This window comes from Natrinema gelatinilyticum, from assembly GCF_024266705.1.
Lineage (GTDB): Archaea > Halobacteriota > Halobacteria > Halobacteriales > Natrialbaceae > Natrinema > Natrinema gelatinilyticum.
This window is the reverse complement of record NZ_CP100757.1, coordinates 1,145,755-1,167,933: the sequence shown is the minus strand read 5'-3', so window position 1 is coordinate 1,167,933 and position 22,179 is coordinate 1,145,755. Positions and strand designations below refer to the sequence as shown.

At 66.5% G+C, this 22,179-nt stretch carries 6 protein-coding genes; 5 read left to right on the top strand and 1 reads right to left on the bottom strand.

The window, feature by feature from the left end; all coding sequences use genetic code 11:
- Positions 1–127 precede the first annotated feature (127 nt).
- The gene (locus NJU76_RS23510; RefSeq protein WP_254532864.1) at positions 128–289 is read right to left on the bottom strand and encodes a hypothetical protein; all 162 of its coding nucleotides are present in this window, start codon (positions 287–289) and stop codon (positions 128–130) included.
- A 748-nt stretch (positions 290–1,037) separates the two neighbouring features.
- Here NJU76_RS23510 and NJU76_RS23505 point away from each other — a divergent pair.
- Genes NJU76_RS23505 through NJU76_RS23485 form a run of 5 tightly spaced genes read left to right on the top strand, consistent with a single transcriptional unit; the run spans position 1,038 to position 21,864 of the window.
- On the top strand, positions 1,038–3,743 hold the full coding sequence (locus NJU76_RS23505) for a hypothetical protein (protein WP_254532863.1): 2,706 nt from the start codon (positions 1,038–1,040) through the stop codon (positions 3,741–3,743).
- The gene (locus NJU76_RS23500; protein ID WP_254532862.1) at positions 3,733–7,437 is read left to right on the top strand and encodes a DUF6603 domain-containing protein; all 3,705 of its coding nucleotides are present in this window, start codon (positions 3,733–3,735) and stop codon (positions 7,435–7,437) included. The genes NJU76_RS23505 and NJU76_RS23500 overlap by 11 nt, the downstream gene beginning before the upstream one ends.
- A 29-nt stretch (positions 7,438–7,466) precedes the next feature.
- Complete coding sequence (locus tag NJU76_RS23495; protein WP_254532861.1) at positions 7,467–11,498, top strand: FUSC family protein; 4,032 nt, start codon at positions 7,467–7,469, stop codon at positions 11,496–11,498.
- Positions 11,495–19,081, top strand: coding sequence for a hypothetical protein (locus tag NJU76_RS23490; protein WP_254532860.1), 7,587 nt, complete (start codon positions 11,495–11,497; stop codon positions 19,079–19,081). Before NJU76_RS23495 ends, NJU76_RS23490 begins: the two co-directional genes overlap by 4 nt.
- The gene (locus tag NJU76_RS23485) at positions 19,081–21,864 is read left to right on the top strand and encodes a hypothetical protein (protein ID WP_254532859.1); all 2,784 of its coding nucleotides are present in this window, start codon (positions 19,081–19,083) and stop codon (positions 21,862–21,864) included. Before NJU76_RS23490 ends, NJU76_RS23485 begins: the two co-directional genes overlap by 1 nt.
- Positions 21,865–22,179: the final 315 nt, after the last annotated feature.

Sequence of the window (22,179 nt, the reverse complement as noted above, 5' to 3'; positions counted from 1 at the left end):
GTCAGACATCCGCACGACACGGTATCGATGTTCGGTATGAAGTACCTCGGGGACAAGCCCCGAGGCACTCGCCTTGTTCATCGATAGAGCGACTAATTATGGTTACCGCAGCTGTGCTATCGAACTATCAGAGTTGCACGATGGGCGTACCACAGCCCTCACAGACGACCGCCTGGCTACCCTTGTGCTTCTCTGATTCGAGCCGGCGATCGTCGCAGAAGGGACAGGTTTGGCCCATCAACCGATCGACTATCACACGTGGGTCATCCTGCTCTTCGATGTGTTGCATTCGCTCTCATACGTCTGGAACGGTGAAAAATACGGACATTTCGGACAAAGTAGTACAAGAGAGAGAGATGTCATCCTTGGCCGCAAACTGGCGAAGGAAATGCAGAGACCAGTGTTGTATGAGACGTTTGCCGAAGAAACCCGAGCAATCGTTTCAGATATGACCTTCGTCAACGAGGACCGTCCCTGGCACGTGGCCAACTAATCTGGAGACGTAGCCAGTGCACCGCTAATGGATGGCACTTCGTCGGCAAATGCGACTGAGCTGAGCGTCGGGGTGCGCCGCGGAGCCGGGTCGCGGTGACGACCGCCGATCGGCCGGCTCGATCCGGATTCGGATCGGCTAGGAGTAACGGTTATGCTTGTGGGCTGCTAACAATCGTCTAGCACGGGGACGAACAGCGCGAACCCGCGGGGAAAGTCGCGCGAGTCGTCCCAAGGACGGAAGAGCCACATAGACACATAGACGTAGAGGCGCTCGGCCGCCAGCGGGTGAGCGCGGGGACGACCATCGGGCGTCGTCAGTACTCAGCGTTTCTTGTGCGTCTACGGCCGTCGCACGGCACAGGTCGACAACGAACGCGGACGGACGCTCCGAATGGAAACTCGCAGACGCATGAACTCTCGGGACGGGCGCAAACGATCGGTGACTGCCGGCGAGAGGCGCCCTCAAGTGACATCGAGAGGGCAGTCAGCAGCAGTGTGGCGACCACGCTGGGAATCGATCACACGATCGGCGAGGTGGTAAGATGGGGGCCGAAGGCGGGTCGGCCGCCTCGCAGGCCGGCTGGGAGGACCCGTTCACGAGACGCGAGGGCGAATTCGGGGCACTCGAGGAGGCACGCTTCCAGCACAGCATGTACCTCACGGCGCTGGCCGACTGGGAGGAGTTCCAGCGGGACTATGGCGAGAAAATCCAACTGTGGACCACCATCCAACAACTCGTAACCAGGAGTCGTCACACGGATGACTCCAGTACGGAGGAGTTGTACGACGCCCTCGGGGTGAGTGAGTACTTCGAAGACGAACTCGAGACGAACTGGAGCGGTGACGCGAGCGTCGACACCGCACTCCACATCTCCAACGCGAAGGATTCCGCCCTTAAACAGGGGAAGCAAGTGACGTGGGAGGACGCGGAGAAGACCGGCAATGAGTTCATCGACTTCGGACGCGAAATCGTCTCCAGGCGCGTTCTCGTCGAAATTCGCGCACACAAGCTAATTCTCCGCATGAAGTACGGGCTGCCGAGTCTGGAGGACGACAAGCGGATCGCGTGGTGGAACGCAGGTATGGACCAGTTTCAACCGCCGGATCTCAGCGAGGCGAACGCCTTCTATGTCGAGTTTCTCAAGCGACCACTGGATCAGCAGATCGCCATCGTCGAGCGGCTCACGGCCAGGCTCGCCCACTGCCATAGGGGCCGAGTATTTCTCGCACATCTCTTCGAGTACAGAGAGATGGCCATCTTCAATCCGAACCGGCTCGCGCGACCCGGCCCGGCGTGGAAACGAGAAGACGAGTCAGACCCAAAGGAGTACGTCTGGGGCGACGAGGCGATCGAAATGGCCATGAAACGGAAGGTCAGTATCCTCCCAAAGCAGCCATCGGAACTGACCCGGTTTTACACTGCCGACGGGCGGGTGACCGTCGACGCTGACCCCGACATCCGGACCGATTCGATCGAGGAGCACCTGACGCAAGCACTCCTCCAGTTACTCCCCGGGCTGAATCACTTTTACGCACATAGATCCACGGACGAACAGTACCTGGCCGATCCCGAGATGCCGGACCCCGACCTAATCGTCTCGAATTTCGTCGGGATCGTCACCGCGACGTACTTCACCGACACCGAGATTCAGGCCGCAGTCGACGCGACGGACTGGTCCGAGACGCGATACGACGAACCGACGATCGTCTCGCCGACACTGCTCGAGGAGACCTGGACGCCCCAGGACACAGAAAATATGGCGAAAGTGCTGCTCGTCAGTACCGATTCGCTCGTCGAAGCGCGAAGCAGGCCTGCCGGGCGGTGGACGGCCCCGCTCGTCGTTCTGTCGAAGAGCCTCGGTGCGATCGGCGGCGTCTCCACCCTGTCCAACCCATCGAAGACCGATACTGTCGAGCAGATCAAAGCGATCAAAGACATCGCGGACGCGATCGCGAGCCTCGAGATCGTCGATAGATACCTCCCGGAGCGGCTGCCTGACACAATCCCCGATGAGCCGCTCCGGCGACGCCTCACGCGGAACGCCAAACTCATGAGCCGAGCGCTCTCCCATGTCGCGTCGCTCCTCGACGTGGTCGGCATGATCCTGAGTACGATCGATTTCGTCGAAGAGATACGGAGTGGGGACTTCGACTCCGCCGCCGGGTACGCGATAATGGGACTCGGCAGCGTGGCGACGATGGCTGCGCCTTTCGTCATCGGAATGCCGCTGCTCGTCGTCGGAATCGCACTCGGGCTCATCGGTGCACTCGTCGTAGGCATATTCGATGATTCGGCGGTCGCCGATTGGATAAAGACCACGAGGTTCGGCACCCTATGGCGCACTCTCGACACCGAGGACTTCCTGGATCCCAGGGAGTCGACCTACGGCTACCGGCGAATCGTCCCGGACCCCAACGACCCGGTGGGCGACGTGGACTGCGGCAGGCAGCTCTCAGCGCTCTACAGCCTCATTCGACCAATCGGCGTGGAAACGATCGAGTTGGACAGGGACGAGCGGCTGCCGGGGGACGAGGAGCGCTACGTCGGTAAGATCGAAATTTCGCCCTCGGACGCCTATCCAGACGAGGCGGACATCGGTATTCTGAAACGGGGCTATCTCTTCCTCAGACCCCTCCCGGTCTATCGGGATCTGGAAGTTCTCTACACGCCCCTCGGCTCCAATGTTCTGTCAGAAAAGCTTGGAGTGAGCGAGAACACGTCCGGCGAGTACCTGCATCGCTTCAGCCTCGCAGACGCCCAGAAAACCACCCCGATTCTCTCACGGACGAACGGTGGGACGGTCGACGACAGGTGGCGCTCGATGCTCGGGGCGTACGAGCCGAGCCCAGCTCTCAAACTCCTCGGTCGGTGGCTGGATGTGGACTTCAAGAGTAACGACCTCGCGCTGGACATCCACGAGGCTAGAACTGTTCGGCCCGACGAAGAGGACGTTGTGACGGAGTGGAGCGCCCGCGTCTGGGACATGTCCAGCGGCAGCAGCCACAACCGGATCTTCGGCTGGCCAGTCGGAGCGATGGGCTGGGGGCCCGAACCCATCCCAGACATTTGGATCGGAGGCGTGATCGACCTCCGATTCCGATACGTCGAGATGATCTACGTGCCGCCGCATGTGGCCCACTCGATCATGAGACAGGGGACGGTCTCGGTTCGACCGGAAGAACTCCCGATCGTGAGCCGCGAGCGCAGGCCCGTAATGCTTTCCTGGGAGGTCGTGCATGGGAACTAGCGAGCCAACGACGTCGCTGCTCGACCCCGAGACGCTGCTCGTCGAGTTTGCACGGGTGTTCGAACCACTGGACGAGGCCGTCCGAGAGGGGCCTGAGGGCGTCGCGAGACTGCTGGACCGAGCGGGCGCAGGGGAGGGGTTCCAGGAAGGTGAGCTCGAGGCCTTTCACGCGGCCGTCGTCGACGACCTTGGCGAGTCCCTGCCGACGCTGCGCAGGCTGGTCCTGGATCCACTGCGAGAGGGAGCGGCCGTGGACATCGACGCCACCGACGTCGACGACCTCGTAAACGCCGTTGCAGGAACGTACAGCGGTATCCGTCACCTTCGGAGCGTCGATGTCGAAGCCGTCGACTCGGGCGAAGTCGGCGACCGCGTGCTTGACTACCTACTGGTCACGTACCTCCATCGCGACCACCGGCCGATCCACGACGCCCTCTGTCTGATCGGCGTCATAGAGGAGGGCCGGCCCCCGACGCTCGACCTCTCGCAGTTCCCGGCGTTCCTGCGGGACCCGGTTGGCGTTCCCGCTGACGCCATGGGGTGGGGAACCGAACACTTCACGGGCTTTCTGGTACTCTTTTACCTGCGCGAGATCTGCTGGCGAGCCGGGATACCGGCGACGCTTACCGACCCGCCGAAACCGGTCGTCGAAGACCTCGTGGGTCGACCCATGCGGTCCAACGAACTCGAGCCGGAGCTGAAGATTCCGGTTGTGAGCTTCGTCGAGGAGCGCGCCTCGACGTCGGTCGGTGTTCGTATCGTCCCTATCCCGGGGAATCCCGATAACGACCTGCCCGGATTCGTGGTGGTCCCGTTCGGGGTTGGCGCGGCGAGCGAGACGGTCGACCTCGGCGATGGGTGGACGTTCAACGTCGAGAGCACCGCAGAACAGACCGACTGGGGGATTGCTGCGTGGCCGGATTCCGACACGGCCGACACGGTCAACACGCGCGCCAATGTCATCGGCGAGGGCGAGCAGCTGCCGGAAATCGACCTCGAGGTCGCACTCGCGTACGACGGGCGGGCTTCGAGCGATGGGGTTTCGCTCCTCGGCGATCCGGACGGGAGCCGAATCGCAGTCCAGTACACCGAACTGAGCACCTCAATCGAGTTCGACGATGGAGAGGCGATCTTCCAGGTAACACTCCCCGCGCGGGGGACGCTCGCGGTCGATCCCAGCGAGCTCGACGACTTCCTCGCATCGATGCTCCCGTCTGACGGCCTGGTCTACGACTTCGACGTGACCGTCGGGTGGTCGTCGAACCGGGGGCTGTTCTTCGAGCGCGGCAGCGGCCACGAGGTGTCGCTCCCCCAGCAGGGGCGCCTCGGGCCGGTCCGCCTGACGGAGCTCTACCTCGGCGTCGTTCCCAGTGCAGACACCGACGAGGTGACCCTCGAAGGAGCGGCGTCAGCCGACGTCGAGTTCGGTCCGGTAACCGGGACAATCACGCGGATGGGCGTCGTCGCCGAGGTGCAGTTCCCCGAGAACCTGGACGGGAACCTCGGTCCGATCGACCTCGATGTCGGCGTCAAGCCGCCGGACGGGATCGGGCTCTCGATCGACTCCGGAGTCGTCACCGGCGGCGGCTTCCTCCGGTTCGACCCCGAGCACGAGCGCTACGCAGGCGTCGTCCAGCTCCAGGTCGGGGACCTCGCGCTCAATGCCGTTGGACTGCTCACCAATCGCCTCCCCGACGAGAGCCAGGGCTTTTCGCTACTCGTCCTCGTTGCTGGCGAGTTCACGCCCATTCGGCTCGGGCTCGGGTTCACGCTGAACGGCGTAGGTGGGCTCCTCGGCGTCAACCGAACGGTCCGCTCGGCGGCGCTCGGCGAGGCCGTGAGACAGGGCTCGCTCGAGTCCATCCTGTTTCCGGAGGACCCCGTCGAGAACGCAACGCGGATCGTAAGCGACCTCGGGGCGGTGTTCCCGCCGAAGCGCGACCACCACGTCTTCGGCCCGATGGCAAAGATTGCCTGGGGAACCCCGCCCCTCGTCACGGCCGACCTCGGCATCGTCGTCCAGTTCCCATCGTCCGACGTCACCCTCCTCGGCCGCGTCAACGCCGTGCTTCCGGAAGCGGGCGTCGATCCGCTCGTCGACCTGAACGTGGGCATCGCGGGCCAGGTCGTCCCGGCCGAGCAGCGCGCCGCGTTCGATGCGTCGCTATACGACTCCCACATCGGGACGTGGACGGCGACCGGCGATGCGGCGCTGCGCTCGCGTTGGGGTGCGAAGCCCTGGTTTCTGCTGTCCGTCGGCGGTGTCAATCCCCGGTACGACTCCCCGACCGACCTCCCGGACCTCGACCGGATCGCCATTTCGGGGACGCCATCGACTGGCTTTCCCCGGTTCGAGATTGAGGGGTACGTCGCCCTCACGTCGAACACCGCACAGACGGGCGCAGACGTCTGGATAGGGGCGGAGGCGGGTCCAGCGACAGTGGAGGGCGAGATTGGATTCGACGCCCTCTTCCGGTTCGACCCGTTCGAGTTCGTCGTCGATTTCAGTGCCACGGTCGCTGTCAAGGTGTACGGGAAGGGCCTGACGCTCGGGCTCGACGGCACAGTCTCCGGACCGGCTCCGTGGCGGGTCACTGGCACGATCCACGTCGACTTGTTCTTCTTCGACGTGACAGAGACGATGACCGTCACGGTCGGCCCGGAGCGAGCGAGTCCCCCGCTACCGTCAACGCGAGTCATGCCGAAACTCGTCGCGGCATTGGAGAACCCGGACAACTGGACGGCCCAGCGGCCCACGGACGGTCAGTCCGTTGTGAATCTTCGGGACATCGGCGCCGACGGACGTGTACTCGCCCATCCTCTCGGCCGGCTCGGCGTCCGGCAAACAGTCGTGCCGCTCGACTTCGAGCTCGATAAAGTTGGCAACACCCGACCGGCCGAGTTCACGCAGTTTACCATCGACGGCGTCGCGATTGAAGGCACCGACGGAGACGACAGCTCGATCGCATTCGACCGAACGGTCAGAGAGCACTTCGCGCCGGCACAGTACGAAGACCTCACTGAGACTCAGAAGCTCTCTCGACCCGCGTTCGAGCGACTCCCGGCCGGGCGCGAGGTGACGGCAGAACGCGTGGTCTACGGCGGAGAAACGGCCGACGAAGTCACGGCGAACACGCGGACGACGACGCTGACCTACGAGACGAGCGTCATCGATAAACGGCGGGACGTGCATGCGATGGAGCTTGCGGAACTTGGAAGCTTCGCGTCCAAGGCGGAGGCGACCGTCTCCATCCCGCAGGCGACGGCCGACGCCCTCTCTGCGGTGAGCGCGGTCGCGCGCGCCGACACCAGAACGACCGGGTCCGCACGGTTCCGCCTCCCGGAGCAGCCACCCGGTCGCACCGATCCGGGGGACTCAGGGCTTCTCGACGCCGACCGACCGGCGACACGGGGCGGGACGTACCTGGCGGGCCCCGTCTCGATGGACGAGGCGAACTACGTCGTCGTCCGGGCCGACGACCTCGCACCGACGTCCATCGGATCTGCCGAAGAGCGGCCGACGGTGATGCGTCGCTCGGAGGCCGAGCAGGCTCTCGACCGCCACCTTACGAGACACCCGGAGGACGAGGGTGACCTGCGTGTCGTCGAGGCAAGTGCAGTCCGGGGAATGAGTCAGGCCAGATCGGACGACGAACCGGATCACTCACTGACCGTAGGCGACCTACTGCAATGACTACTCACGACCGGACAGCGGCGGAGCGGATGGCACGACAGACGGAGTACACGTTCTATCCGACGGTCCGACGTGGGTATCGACCGACGAGCACGTTCGATGGCTCGACGGACGTCGCGGACCCCGGCTCGCTCGGCGTCGAGTTGACCGTGCGAGGAAGCGGCGAGGATGGAGACCGGACTGAAACGGCGAACGTGTCGCTTCGAATGTACGGCCCAGGCGACGTCGTCGGACTCGACCGCCGGCACGTCGTCCGTGTCGAGCCGAGCGAGGACTCGGATGGATTCCCCCCGAACCAGTTTCCGCACATCGAGTTCGGCCGACCGGATCTCCCCTGGCTGTTCAGCCCGCAACGGGCTGACGACTCTGGTCGCAACAGGCCGTGGCTCACCCTGGTGTGCGTCGAGCGCGACCGCGACGCTGTCAGACTCGATCCGCCGGGGACCGGCCCGCTACCGGTGCTCGAAACGCCGGTCGTCGAGTTACCTAATCCGGCGGAGTCCTGGGCGTGGGCACACGCGCAGGTGACGGGCACTCACGACCCTGACGACGAACTCGCGAAGACGTCCGATAGGACCGTTTCCAGACTGGTATGTCCGCGAAACCTCGACGCGGCGACGGCATACGTTGCCTGCGTCGTGCCGACATTCGAGACGGGGCGACGGGCCGGACTCGGCACGTCTGTTGGCGCGGACGAGACGGATCCTGACCGAGACCGAGACCAACTCACGCTAGCGTGGGAGGCTGACGACGACGGAATCGTGCGCCTTCCGGTCTACTACAGCTGGGAGTTTCGCACGGGCCTGGAAGGGGACTTCGAGTCCCTCGTCCGGGAGCTTGAGCCGGTCGAGCTTGGCCCGGATATCGGTTACCGCACTATCGACGTGGGCGATCCCGGTCCCGAGAGTCTCGTAATCCCGGCAGACGACGATGATGCGACAGTCTCGCTGGGTGGCGCGCTGAAATCGGCCGACGCCGTTGGCGATGCGTACGGCCACGACCACCAGGAGGCGTTTCGAACGCTGCTCAACGTACCGGAGGGGATCGACGAAGCTGCGGGATCACCCGTCGTCGGGCCACCGAAGTACGGCCAGTGGCACGCCGGCGCCCCGACGATCGAGCCGCCGCCGGCAGCGCCCGAGGGTGACGACGCCGAGGCACATCCGACGTGGTTCCACACGCTAAACACCGATCCACAGTACCGCGTTGCGGCGGCACTGGGTGCCGAGACGGTCCGGCGCCGACAGGAAGCGTTGATTGCGTCGGCGTGGGCGCAGGCCGGCGATCTCCGGGAGCTAAACGACCGGCTCCGGGGGATGCAACTCGGTCGAACCGGCATCGCGCGCAACCACGCCCACCTCGCCGACGCCCGGCCCGAAGCGCTGCTGCAGTTCACCGCACCTGCACAGAACCGGATGCCCGTCTCGACGGCTGAACACCCCGTAAATCACGCCCTTGACGGTTCGACCACTGGATCCGCGACGCTCCGGACGGTCTTATCACGAACGCCCCTGCCGGACGAGGCGACCTCTCCCGCATTCCGCCGGCTCACCCGCTCGAACGGGCCACTTGCCCGCCGAGCCGCCGCGTCGTTCGACGCCGACGACGTGGTCGAAGCGCTGGCGACGAAGAGGGGGCTGAGCGTAACTCTCGACGGCCTCAACCGGCGCGTCCGACTCGAAGAGACGATGAGCGACGAGCGACAACGCGCAGCCGAGGAAGCCGTCGACGCAGATGGAGCGGCGGAAGAATCAGTTGTCGAAGCGTTGTCCGACGCTGCGGCAGCCGACGCGGAGGTCGCGAGCGACGTCCGATTTCTCCCGGATCGCAGCTTGGTGTCCGCGAGCGAGCCGTCACCAGCGTGGCTGACCGACGACCGAGGCGAGGTGATGACGGTCGAGGAGGCCGAGGCGTTCCACGCCGCGCGGGGTGACGCCGAGGGCGACCACCTGCTGGTCGCTCGGACGATCAGCCGCGTACGGAGCGCGTCGAGGCACACTCTCCTCGCCCGTGCTCGAGTGCTCACCCTCCGGCTGGCACTCCGAAGCGAGGAGTCGGACGGGCAGTCGGCAGCCCCGCCCGAGCGGGTGGTGCAGGACAGCCGGACCCTGGTGAAGGAGGCCGAGCGCGTCCGATCGGATTCGCTCGCCGACCTCGAACAGCTCCTGCCGGACCTCGCCGCCGGTCCCCACCCCGAGGGGGTTGCTGCAGAGCTAACCCCTGATCGCACGGCAGAGCTGGTCGAGCGGCTCCGTACGACGCACGACGAGCTACTGACCGCTGCGGAGGCGATACGATCCGCCCTCCGGTCCGATGACCTCGACCGTGAGAGCGTGCTTGCCTCGCTCGACGCCGCCGACGAGCACCTCGAGAGCATACTCGAAGCACTCACGACGATCGAAGACTACGTCGACACCGGTCCCATCGAACCGAGACCGAGCGCGGCCGCCGAGGCGGTAGACACAGACGCAACCCCCACGACGGAAACCTCAGCGGCGGCCGAGAGCCAGGAAATGGCCCGTGAGGGGGTCCTGGACGATAGGGACCACACGCTCAATTTAACCACTGCCGGGGCCGGGCTCTCATCACAACTCGCCCCGACGGCCGAGCTTGCCCAGCTGGCCGCCGACCTCTCTGGCATCCCCGAACTTCGCGAGCGCGAGGATCCGACGGCGGAGGTGCTCGCCAGCCCGACGTTCCCGGAGCCGATGTTCCGGTCACTTGCGGATCTCGACTCCGAGTACCTGCTACCTGGCGTGGGATCCATCCCGAAGAACGCGATGGGTGCGCTGGTGACCAACTCACGGTTCGTTGAGGCCTACATGGCGGGGTTGAACCACGAGATGGCCCGGGAACTGACGTGGCGGCGATTCCCGACCGACCGCCGCGGGACGTACTTTAACCAATTCTGGGACCACGGTGGGAATCCGGCCGCCGGGTCCTCCGACACGGCCGACGTCGATCCGCTCGACGAGTGGGACGGGAACGACCTCGGCGAGAATGGCCCCGGTCGGCGGCCGGACAACGATTCTGATACGGCGGACGACGCCGACGAGGGGATGGTCGTGCTGTTGATCCGGGGCGAAGTGCTCCGGCGTTACCCGAACACGACGGTATACGCGGTGAAAGCCGTCGAGAACGACGGTGACCGCGTCCCCGCCTTTCCCAACACGCACGTCTCGCGGAGCAGTGGACCGAACGACAACGATCGCCTTGCCGCCGCGCGACCGATGGACCACGACCACCCGCGAGGGCCGAAGACCCCACCCGACCGGCCGATCGAACCGCAACCGGAGCCGCCGGATCAGGTGGATCCGCGGCCGCCGTTCGATCCCACGCCGCCGAATGATGGGGAGCCGCAGCCACCGGACGACGCAGAGCCGATCGAACCACCGGAGACGCCCACACCTGAAACGGACGTCAGGTTCCCGGTGTTCCGGGGATCGATCGAGCCTGACATCACGTTCCTGGGGTTCGACCTCTCCGTGGCGGAGGCCGTGGCCGGGCCGTACCACGATGGTGGCCCGGCGGAGGACATCCCACATGAAGTGGAGGACGAGGGGTGGTTTTTCGTCCTGGAGGAAGCGCCCGGCGAGGTCCGGTTCGGACTCGACGAAGACCAGGGCGACGTCGGCCAGCGGCCATACGGGATCACCTACACCAGCAGCGGAACGCGGAAGATCGAGCGGCTCACGGACGTAGCAGCGCAACAGGGCGCCGAAGTGGGGTGGAGCGCGCTCTCGTGGGGACACCTTCCTGCCGATGGCGATGGCACCGACACGGTGGCTTCCATCTCCCACGTATCCGTGGCCGACAGCCGCCCGGGCAGCGAACAATGGGCAGTCGAGGCCGGCGTTCGCTATCACGAGAACGAAGACGAGTGGACGCCGGCGGACGCGGCCGAGTGGGGCGCGAACGCCGCACACATGGCGCGGATCACCTGGCAGCAGCCCGTCCGCGTCGCCATCCACGCCGACGACGTCCTCCCCGACACCGATGTGCAGCCGTCCGGTGGCGAGGGCGGTGCTACCGACACGGATCCCGGAGGTGACGGCCAGTGAGCGACGACACTCCGCGCCAGCGGCTCGCGCGACTACGGGCCGAACTTCGGAGCGCAGAGCGTGAGCGCAACCGCGTGGGGATGGTCCTGGCGGCAGTGACCGAGGTCCGCGAGGCCGTCAGTCGCGGCGATTCGACCGGGATACCGCCGTCGCTGTCGACTGCATTCGATCGGTTCAGTCCCGCTGACGAGGAAACCGAAAGAGGGGAGACACTCTCTTACCTGACTGTCCCACTCCCGCGTCCAGATGACGGGGCGACGCGGACTGCCGTCGATCGAATCCGATCCACCGCACTGACAGTCGCCGTCTCGTCATTCGTCGACGCCCTAGAGGCGTACGTCGAACACACGGACGACTGGACAGACGTCGCGGCCGCGTTCGAGGCCATCCTCGGGGCGATCCAGGGCGGGTCGCGAACGGACGCACTGGCGCTCCTCGACGATCTCGTAACCGTGTTCGAGATTGCGACCGAAGCTGCACTGGCCTACCGCGACGATCGGATCGAACGGATCGGCGACACCAAATCCGAGTACCTCGCAGAACGCGATGATCCGGCGGCCAACCTCGACGGCCAGCCGGTAGCGCTCCTACCAGTGCGCCTGGAGACCCGGTTCGTCGGCCCCGAAGACGACAGCGACGCGGAGACCGAGGAGCTTCGAATCAGGGTGTACCCAGACCAGGTCCACGTCGACTCTCACGAACCCGAGTTGACCGACGACGAGGTCCGCTGGGGGCGGTCGTTCTGGACGCGCATCTGGCTGTCCTGTCACAAGCAGGTCGACCGGTGGGACGCAGGTGATGGCGTCGGTGACGCCGACTGGATCCGACCGGACCCAAGTGCAGTTCCCGCCGAGTTTCGCCCACTTGTCAACGACCTCGACCCGGCCGACTTCCAGGCAGGCGAGGACGGCTACCGGGAGATCAAGACGGCGGCCTGGCGACAGCTCACGGAGCGGTTCGGAACCGAACGGGCGAGCTGGCTAATACGCGCGACGGCGCCCGAGACGTTCGCGGACGAGCTACTCGGCGCGCCGGTGCCTGACTCCCAACCCGCCGAGTTGCCCCCCCTCTCGTTCGAATCGGTCGATCGCCGTCCGTCCACGTGGACGTCACAACCGCGTGCATGCCTGCTTCCGGATCGCTGGCTCGCGCGGCTCGCCTGGGAGGACACGGACGGGAAGGCACACACCACGACCGTCTCTGGGCCGCCGATCCGCGAGCCGTTGTCGATCGGCCCGAGCCCCGAAGCGGTATCGGCCTGGCGACGCGAAGGGGAGACGGCCGACGCCGTCGAGCCCGACGACGTTCCGCCGGGCATGGAGTGGTTGGTCGACTACAGTGAGGCCGTGGCGGCGGGCATGGCACTGACAGTCGACCTCAAGACGCTATCTGGATTCGATGCCGACAACGGGTTCACGCGTGTCGTCGTGCTCGGCGTTCGGGGGTCGATGGACGCCGACACCAGTGCCGACCAGCTCGCCGAACTGCTCGACGCACACCACTACACCGATGGCCTGGAGGTCCTCCCGCAGGGGACACCCACGAACGTCTTCGACGAGGAGTCGGGATACTCCTCGAAGGACGACCCCGAGGACAGCGTCGAGAGGGCGGCAGGACCGCCGTCGATCACCTCGATGGATGGAACCGACGGGGATCGGCTGGCCCGTGCCCTCGGGTTCACCGTCGACGAGGGCGACGATCACGTGTTTGACCGTGTGCCAAACGCGGACGGGACTGAGCAGCTCAAGGCGCGACACGCGAACTCCGCCCTGTGGCCGGCGACGCTCGGGTACTTCTTCCAGCACCTGCTCGTCTCGAACGAGTGGGCGGGCACCGAGAGTCTCTGGGAAGACGATGGGGTGGAGGCTGGGACGCTGTCGGCCGACGAGCGGTTGGCGAAGCTCGAGACACTCTTACCGTGGGTAGACGCCTACCGAGAGCACTTCGTCGAGTACGTACGCGCTCGCGGTCCCCTTCCGGCGATCCGCGTTGGCAGGCAACCCTACGGGATCCTGCCGACTGGCGCGCTGTCACCCACCGACGCACACCTGAGACCGGAGAGGGATCGGCAGCCGACCGGCAGTTCGGAGGACGCGGACTCGGACGACGCGACCGGGGACGCTACGGCCGCCGTGGACGAGCGGGTGCCGTCTGATCTGGCCAGGTGGCTCCGACGGTTCGAGTCCTCGTGGGCCGATGCCGCCGCCGACCTCCCGTGGGCGACGGGCGACCTCGACGACGAGACGCTCGTCCGGACCCTCCAGCGAGAGGGCCTTTCGCACGACGTCGTGACGCGCCAGTACCTGACGGGGGCGGCCAGCTCCGATCTGGAGACGCGACGATCTCGACTCCGGGAGACGCTCAGCTCGCACGGCATGAGCGAACTCGACCCCCGGATCGCGAATCTGGACTTTTCCGGACTGTCGCCGGCGTTCGGGGGTCAAGCTCGGACCGCCAAGGAACCGAGAGACGGCGACGACGACGGGCCGCCCGCAGTGTCGGCCGAGCCGATCGAGCCCGAGGATTTCGTGGGAGACGACGTGTCCACGACGATCGAGGCCCTCATCTCGCAACCCCCGGAGGAGGTCCGGAAGCTTGGACTCGTCCTCAAGCCCGAGATCCGCCAGGCCGTGCTCGAGGCCGTCGTGGCTCCCCGATCGGACAGTGAGGACTCCCACGTAGACGTGGCGGATGTGGTCGCGGGCCTGCTCGCGGAATCCGAGGTGGATCCGCAGACGACGACGCAGGTCGAGGCCCTCATCGAAGCCGTTAACCGAATGACAGAGACAGGAGACGACACCCCAATCGTGCCGAATTCCCTTCTCGAAGTGCTGTTGTATTCCGCGACACTGCACGCCTACCTCAACGCCCGCGTCCGGCTCGGTGTACGCCTTGACGACCCCGGCATCCTCGCGCCGGACCCACAGATCTACCTGCCCAGCCCGATCTCAGAGATCTCCGGCGATCCACCCTATCACGCAGCACTGGACGACGCCGTCCCCGACGCGCTGACGGCCCACCCCGGAGTCGAAGCGGGCGACAGCTACGGCGACGCGCTCTTCGCAGTTGCCGTTGGCGCCACACCGCCAACCTCGCTCGAGCCGCGTCTGAGCGAGTTCACAGACAGCCTGTCGTATCTGAGCGAGTGCTCCCCGTCGGTGCTCGCGACGGCGATGATCGAATCGCTGGACCTGGCGAGTCACCGCCTGGACGCCTGGTGGACGTCCCTGTCGACGCGGCGGCTGGCCGAGGTGCGCGAACACCAGGGCCTCTGGGGACCGGCCGTGGAGTCCTACGAGGCGTGGGAGATTGGTGAGAATGGATCAAACGACGATGGCGGCGAGCAGCCTGATCGTCGGCTCGACGAGTCGGTGCCGCAGTCCCCGGGGATCAACGTGGGCGCGTACGGGTTCGTCGAGCGCCTCGCCCCCGACCCACCCGGCGAAGAAGGCGAGTTCGTTCACGCACCGTCGCTCCAACATGCGACGACCGCCGCACTGCTACGCAGCGGTTACCTCGCCCACGAGGGCGAGTCGATGGGGCAGGCCCTTTCGGTCGACCTCTCGGCCGACCGTGTTCGGGAGGCGCTGTCGCTCATCTACGGCGTTCGGGACGGGCAGCCGCTCGGGGAGCAACTGGGCTACCGGTTCGAGCGCCGTCTCGTGGATCACACGGTCGACGTCGAGGGGAGCGAGGTGAACGTCCAGCGGTACCGGACTGCGTTCCGCGAGGCGTTCCCACTCGACCAGAGCGTCGCCGCGAGGTCATCGGACCGGTCTGACGCGGCCCTCGCGGCGACGGACGTCGTCGACGGATACGCACTCGTTCGCGACTGGGACGACTATCCCTTCGACCGGCGCGACCTGCCCGCTCGGGACAGCCCCGAGTTCGCGAGCCTTCAGGCCATCGTCGCCGAGCTCACTGACGCGCTCGACGCGGTCGGAGACCTGTTGACTGCAGAAAGCGTCCATCAGCTCGGGAAGGGGAACTTCGAGCGCACCGCCGCGTCCCTCGACGCACTCGCGGCCGGGACCACCCCACCCGATCCAGCAGTCGTCCGGACGCCGCACGACGCGGTCGGCGTGACCCACCGCACCGCCGTCCTCTTCGGCGACCCCGCGACTGTGAGTCAGCCGTCCGGATGGCCGACTGCGACGCCCGTGCCAATCACTGACTACCCCGCCGTGCCCGCAGGGGCCGATCCAGCGAGCAATGACGGTGCCGACTCCGCAGAACCTGTCGCGGGCGTCGATGGGGACGCTGCCGTCTTCCAGGTTCGCAGCGACGCAGAACCGGCTCTGGACGCCTGGCTCGGCGAGATACTCCCGGCGCCGGCCAACGTCGAATTCTCAGTCACCTACCGCTGGTCGAGCGCCGAGAACGGGACGGCGGCCGGCGCTGACGGCCCATCGGATCGCGAGCACGCCGTAGAGCGGACGGTCACCCTGGACGAGCTCGCGCTCTCGCCGCTCGACCTCCTCGCCCTGGGCGGGGCGGACGCAGACCTGGCTACCACCGAGTTCGAAGCCCGTGCGGCCTACGAGCTCTGCCGCGACCGCCCCGCACACGACCCCCCGATTCCGGCGGACGCGACGCTCGAGGTCGTCACGACGGAGACAGCGCGCGACGACGCCGTCCCGGTCGCCGACCTCCTCGCGGTCGTCCGCAGCCTCCGGGCGCTCGTCCTCGACGGGCGGGCGATCGATGGCACGGACCTCGCCCACCCGGAGGATGCACCAGATCACGGGTACACCTCCGCGAGCGCAGACGTGCTCCGCGAGCGGGCGGACGCCGCCGAGGCGACGCTCGCGGCCGTTCGAGCCACACTGGAGAACCGCCTCGCCGTCCTGGATCCGTCGGGCGGCGACGAATCGGTTCTCGCACAGCTCGACGGCGTCCAGGCGGCCTCCGAGTCGTTCGTCGAGCGCGTTCCAGTTGAGCCCCTCATGGAGACGCCTACGGACCTGAGCGGCGACCTCGATGCCGAACTCGGGTTACTGGTCGATCGACTCGCAAAGCGGGAACGCACTCGGCCCGCTGCTGACGAGACGGTGGTCGTCCAGGATGCGCCGTCGCAGTCAGTGTCCGGCCAGCTTCGCATCCCCGAGACGCCCAGCATCGCTCCGACGGATCCACCACTATCCGTCTTCGGCGGCGTCGGTTCGGGTTCGCAACTCGGAGGCGGCACCGAGCGTCACCGGCGCGTCGAGGCGGTTGCGGAGATCGAGGGGTTCGCCTCCCTCCTCGCTGACCCGTCCGCCACGCGTGGGGAGGAGCGGCCGTCTAGTGTGGACGATCAGTCGGAGACTCCCCACGGACCCACCGCGACCGTCCCGGATCGCGTTCGGAACGCCGAGGTTGCTGTCCATGTCTGGTCACGAACGAGGACGGAATGGTTCGAGCGCGCCGCGTCGACGACGAGCGACGAGCAGGGTATGTTCACGGTCGAGATGGACTTCTCGGGCGTCCCGTCCGGTACGTCGTTCGTGGTGGTTGCGACCGTCGACGACGAGGTGGCCGCTGCCGAACACGGCTGCGTCGTCGCCGAGGTCGACCGCGAGGATACGCCCAGCGATGGCCGAGAGTTGACGACGCTCGACGACCTCGCCGCTTCTGTGCCGCGCCTCTCACGGCTCCTGTGGCTAGACGGGGAGCGGCCACACCTCGCAGTCGGGGAGGGGACAGACTCACCCGCCCAGGAGGTCAATGCCGCTATCGCGGACACCCGATGGCAGGCGGCCTCCAGGGAGCGCGAGCTATTCGACCCATCGTGGTCGACGCTTTCGGAGTCCGAGGTCGCGGCGACGGACGCACTCCTCGAACTGGCGACCGTCGACCAGTCGGTCGTCGATTCGGCGGTCACGGCGGTGCTCGACCCGCTGGAACGGATTGGCGTCTCGAAGGCGCTTACCGTTGCCGGCGACGCCGCCGCGCCGGATTCCCTCCAGATCCATGCGCGTTGGCGCGGGATCGACGCCAGCCTCCGCAACCGTATCCAGCGCTACCGGGCCAATCCCGCTCCGTTCAACTGTGACGTCGCAGATGCCCTCCTCGGATTCTCGCCCGCCGCCGCGCTGGCGATCGACGAGACGGACGATCCGACGCGCCTGGTCGGATACCTGCACACGCTGCTGGCTCAGCCCGCCGCAGTCGTTTTCGCCCTCGACGAATACGGCGATGAGCCCCATCGCCTACTCGCGACCCTCGGAAAGTGGCTCTACAGGACCGACACGGCTACCGCCCAGACGGACGACGTCGCGCTCGAAGACGCGCTCGCTCGACTCGAAGACGCTGTCGAAGCGATAGAGGGCTTCGAGACGTTGTTCGCACACTTCGAACGCGAGCAGGGCGACGACTCGGACGAGGCGGTCCCCCACCGCTCGTCGTTCGCCCGGCTACTCGCCCAGCTCCAGGACGTCATCGCCGAGTCACCACCGGCGGTCCCGAACGCGGACACGCAGCGTGCGGAAGCCGCGAGTGCCTTCGCCGACGCGATAGACGACTTCCAGCTCGCGCTCGCCGATCACGTCGTCCCACTACAGACCGTCACTGCCGAGGCGGGCGTCGACGCTGCCACGGCCTTCCGCCACGGGGTCTTGGAGACGGTTCGGGTTCCGCTCGTCCGCGCGTCGTACTTCGGTATCTACGGGAGTACGCCACAGTCCTCGACCGGGGGATCCGCCGACGACGAGAAGACCCTCCACACCCAGGCAGGGGTCGTTCTAGAGCGCGTCGACGCGCGACTGGACGTGGCCGCCGACGCGACGTCGGACGAGCAGGTGCCGATTGAGCAGGCGATCGACGCTCAGGACGCGCGACTCCGCGCGCTCTTCGGAGACGAGTTCGTCGTGCTGCCTCCGTTTGTCCCGGCTAACGGTACGGAGCTGGCACGCACCTTCGGGAACGACGGACTCCTCACGGCGGGATCGCCGCTGGCAGCAGAGACCTGGTTCCAGCGTACGGCCCAGGTTTCCGACCGCCTGGCCACCTTCAGAGAGGCGCTCTCGTACGCAGAGGCTCTTTCCGGCCGACTCGTCAGGGACCTCACGGTCGGCCAGCTACCACACCGGCCGGAGGACGACTGGGTCGGCGTCGACGGTGTCATGCCCGAACCCGGACAGCTGTCGCTCGTCGCACAGTTCGGCCTTGGGCTCAGCCCACCCAACGTCACCGGACCGATCTGTGGGCTCTTCGTCGACGACCACGTCGAGCACGTTCCGACAGACGCGGAGACGACGGGCCTCGCCATCAACTACGACGAGCCGGACAACCGGGCGCCACAGTCGATTCTGCTCGCCGTGCCACCGCCCGACGGTGAATGGACGTTTGATACTTTGGCGTCGGCCGTTCGGGAGACGATGCGCCTCTACAAGTACCGCGCTGTCGACCTGGAGGACCTCCCGGACTTCGGACACCTCCTCCCGATGCTGGCGGTCGCGTACAACACCGGATCCCCGCCGGACACACCGTCGGTAGACTTCGAATTACTCGGGACCGACCTGACCCACTCAAAGGGTGACGCCCCATCGTACCGCGTGTTTGCGGACTACGACCTCCCGAGCCGGGACGCAGGTGATCAGTGATGACCGTTCCTCGCTCGTTCACCCACTGGACGCGCCTCGAGCCACGCCCCCGCAACGACGAACTGACCGACGCGCTGCGCGCGCAGATTCGCGATCCGCTGTGGCTGCTCTCCCGGCAGTGGCAGTTCGAGGAGTTCCACGGTGACGACGCCGGGTCTCCCGTACGCGCCGACGGTCGCGTCGAACACGATCCGATACAGCGCTACGGCCTCGGGCCCCGGGACCGGGCTAACGACGGCGGGCCCTGGAAGTACGCGGGTGGACCCCTGGAGGCGCTCGTCGAACGCGAGCCCGTGCTGACGGCCGAGGACGACCCGCCGGCGCGCCTCGCGGCCGAGGCTGGCCAGTACTTCCTGCGGCTCCTGTCCGCTCACGGCTACGAGACGGGCGAGGGGCCCTACACGGCCGAGGACTTCCCGGCGGCGCTGCGCCTCTCTGACGTCGAGGGTGACCTCGACGCCGAGGGGCGGGCGTTCGACCGCGTGATGACCGGCCGTGTGCTCGACGGGCAGGCGGTGTTCGACGCCATCGCAGCCGCCGTGTCGAACCTCGCCGCCGTCGCTGACGGTGCCACGCCGGACGTCTCGGACGTGAATGCCCTCCCGTTGCCGACTGACGGTCGCCGGACCGAGGCGTTCGACGGCGCAGTCGAGGAGTTCGTCGGCTACTACCGATCCCTGTTCGACGAACCGGACGTGGAGGCAACGTCGGCGTGGCAACCGGAACGGATGGAGTACGAGTTCACCGTCGCGACGGGCGAGGGCGACGACGAAACCATGTTCACGGCTCCGTCGTACGGCGGCGGGCACCTCGATTGGTACGCGTTCGCGATAGACGAAGACCGGATGCTCGACGGCGATTCTGCCCACGGACGGGTCGGTGATCGTGGAGACGACGGAAACGGCGAGCGTGGTGACGACCGGAACGGTGATCGCGACGAGGACGACCCGGCATCCGCGACCACGGTCCGGACGACTCCGACGCGCGCCACGTTCCCCGGGATGCCCGCAACGCGGTGGTGGGAGTTCGAAGACGCTGCTGTCACGCTCGACGATGTCGCCGGGGCTGGTGCGAACCTGCCACGGTTGCTCCTGCTCGAGTTCGCCGTTCAGTACGGCAACGATTGGTTCCTCGTCCCGGTCGAGACGCCGGTCGGATCGTTCTCGCGCGTCACGTCGTTGTCGATCACCGACTCGTTCGGCTGCAGCCAGTCCATCGAACCGACGGTCGACCAGACCGACGAGTGGTCGGCGTTCGCGTTCGAGGACGTTCCGAGTGCCGACGAGCCGGGGCTCTTCGTCCCCCCGACGCTCCCTTCGTCGGTCGAGTCCGATCCAGTCGAGCGCGTCGTCCTCGCCCGGGACGAGCTGGCGAACCTCGGGTGGGGGATCGAGCGCCTCGTCGAGGGGCCGGTCGGCGATCCGCTCGACCGGGACGAGTTCGAGTCCCCCTCGCTCCGGGTCGCCGCCGTCTCGCCCGCGCATGACGATGACGTGGCGACCGAGTTCGTCGACCTCGAGAATCCCGGCGACGACGACCTGGACCTCGCCGGCCTCTCTGTCCGCCGGGATACTGCCGGCGAGGAGACGACCGTTTTCGTCTTCGACGACGCGGTGCTTCCCCCCGCGAGCACCCTCCGGCTCCACACCGGCGGTCCCGCAGGCACCTCCGCGTCCGATGATCGCCTCGACCGCTACTGCGAGCGCGATTCGCCGATCTGGGCCGACGCGGACGCGCTGGCAGTCGACGACGAGTCCGTGGACGGCCCCCGGCGCGTCGTGTTCCACCGGCTGCGGCGGCCGGCCGACGCGGAAGCTGCGTATCGCCTCTCGTCGACCGTGCCCAACCACTGGTTCCCGCTCGTCGTCGATCCGACCTCGCCCACGGACTACCGATTGGCGCGTGCACGGTTGCTCGACGCCGAGGAGCTGAGCGTAGATCCGGCACTGCTTCCAGCGCCCCGTGGCGAAATTCTGGCGCCAGACCCGGCACTCCTCGAGGCAGGCGCGGACACCCTCCAGCTCCCCGAGGAGGAGGTAACCCGAAGCGGGACGACGGTGACTCGCGGGTACCGGCTGTCGTCCTGGAACACCGGTCGGGCGCACCTCTGGGCCGGCCGTCGCGCCCGGACGGGCCACGGCGAGGCCTCCAGCGACCTCCGGTTCGACGTGCTCGAGGACCCCACGGATCTCGAGATCTTCGATCCCGACGGGTCGGGCGACCAGGACGAAGGTGCCGACCGGGACGACGACGATCCAGGCGATGGTGACGACTCGGACGGCCGAGACGATTCGGACCACGGAGACGACTCCGACTCGGATGGTGGCGGCGACGAACACGAACAGCCGCGGCAGGTGGCGGTCGGCCTGGGTGAGGACGCCCTCGCCGCCCTCGCGTACCTGCTCGGCTGGCTCTCCGGGATCGTCGTGCTATTCGTTGGGCGAGAGAACGAGTACGTCCGGTATCACGCGGCACAGAGCGTCGTCGCCTTTGGTACCCTCTTCGCAGCGTGGCTCCTTCTGGAGATCGCGCAGGTCCTCGTCTTCGTCCTCTATTACCCCGCCTACCCGGCCGGCGTCTACTATCCGGGCGGGCCCTCGGATCCGACGACGTACCTCGTGCTCTCGTGGATTCTCGACCAGTTCACGCTCGTGCTCTGGCTGCTCGTGGCGGTACTGTGGCTCTATCTCGTCATCTGGAGCGCTCTGGGCAGGGATCCACTCGTTCCGGGTGCCGCACGCCCCGCACGTGCCCTCGCCCGTCGAGTCTCATCTAACCGATAGACTACGGCGTGCCCTGGTCGCTCCCGCCGGTCCGACACACGATACTCGCGGGGCGGATTGACCGAGTCCTCACGTCGATGCACGTGGACAGGGCCGCTTCGCACGATCCGCTTCTTTATACTGAATGATGCTGTGTTCGGCCACCACACCGAGATCACGGCTCACCTGTGCTTTGTCTAACAGTTCGCCGCTGCTTCTCTGTGTAGAGAGTATTTAAATGACTAGACGGACGTAGTCAGTTTCGGAGCTGAAATATAGTAAGAGAGTAGTTATTGCACATCGCAATAGTATTTTACATAGTCTTCTACGACCGTA

What these genes read in the sequence shown, in the direction of transcription:
- NJU76_RS23500 (WP_254532862.1), top strand. Translation starts at nt 3,733, where the DNA reads ATGGGAACTAGCGAGCCAACGACGTCGCTGCTCGACCCCGAGACGCTG.
- NJU76_RS23505 (WP_254532863.1), top strand. Translation starts at nt 1,038, where the DNA reads ATGGGGGCCGAAGGCGGGTCGGCCGCCTCGCAGGCCGGCTGGGAGGAC.
- NJU76_RS23510 (WP_254532864.1), bottom strand. Translation starts at nt 289, where the DNA reads ATGCAACACATCGAAGAGCAGGATGACCCACGTGTGATAGTCGATCGG.
- NJU76_RS23495 (WP_254532861.1), top strand. Translation starts at nt 7,467, where the DNA reads ATGGCACGACAGACGGAGTACACGTTCTATCCGACGGTCCGACGTGGG.
- NJU76_RS23485 (WP_254532859.1), top strand. Translation starts at nt 19,081, where the DNA reads ATGACCGTTCCTCGCTCGTTCACCCACTGGACGCGCCTCGAGCCACGC.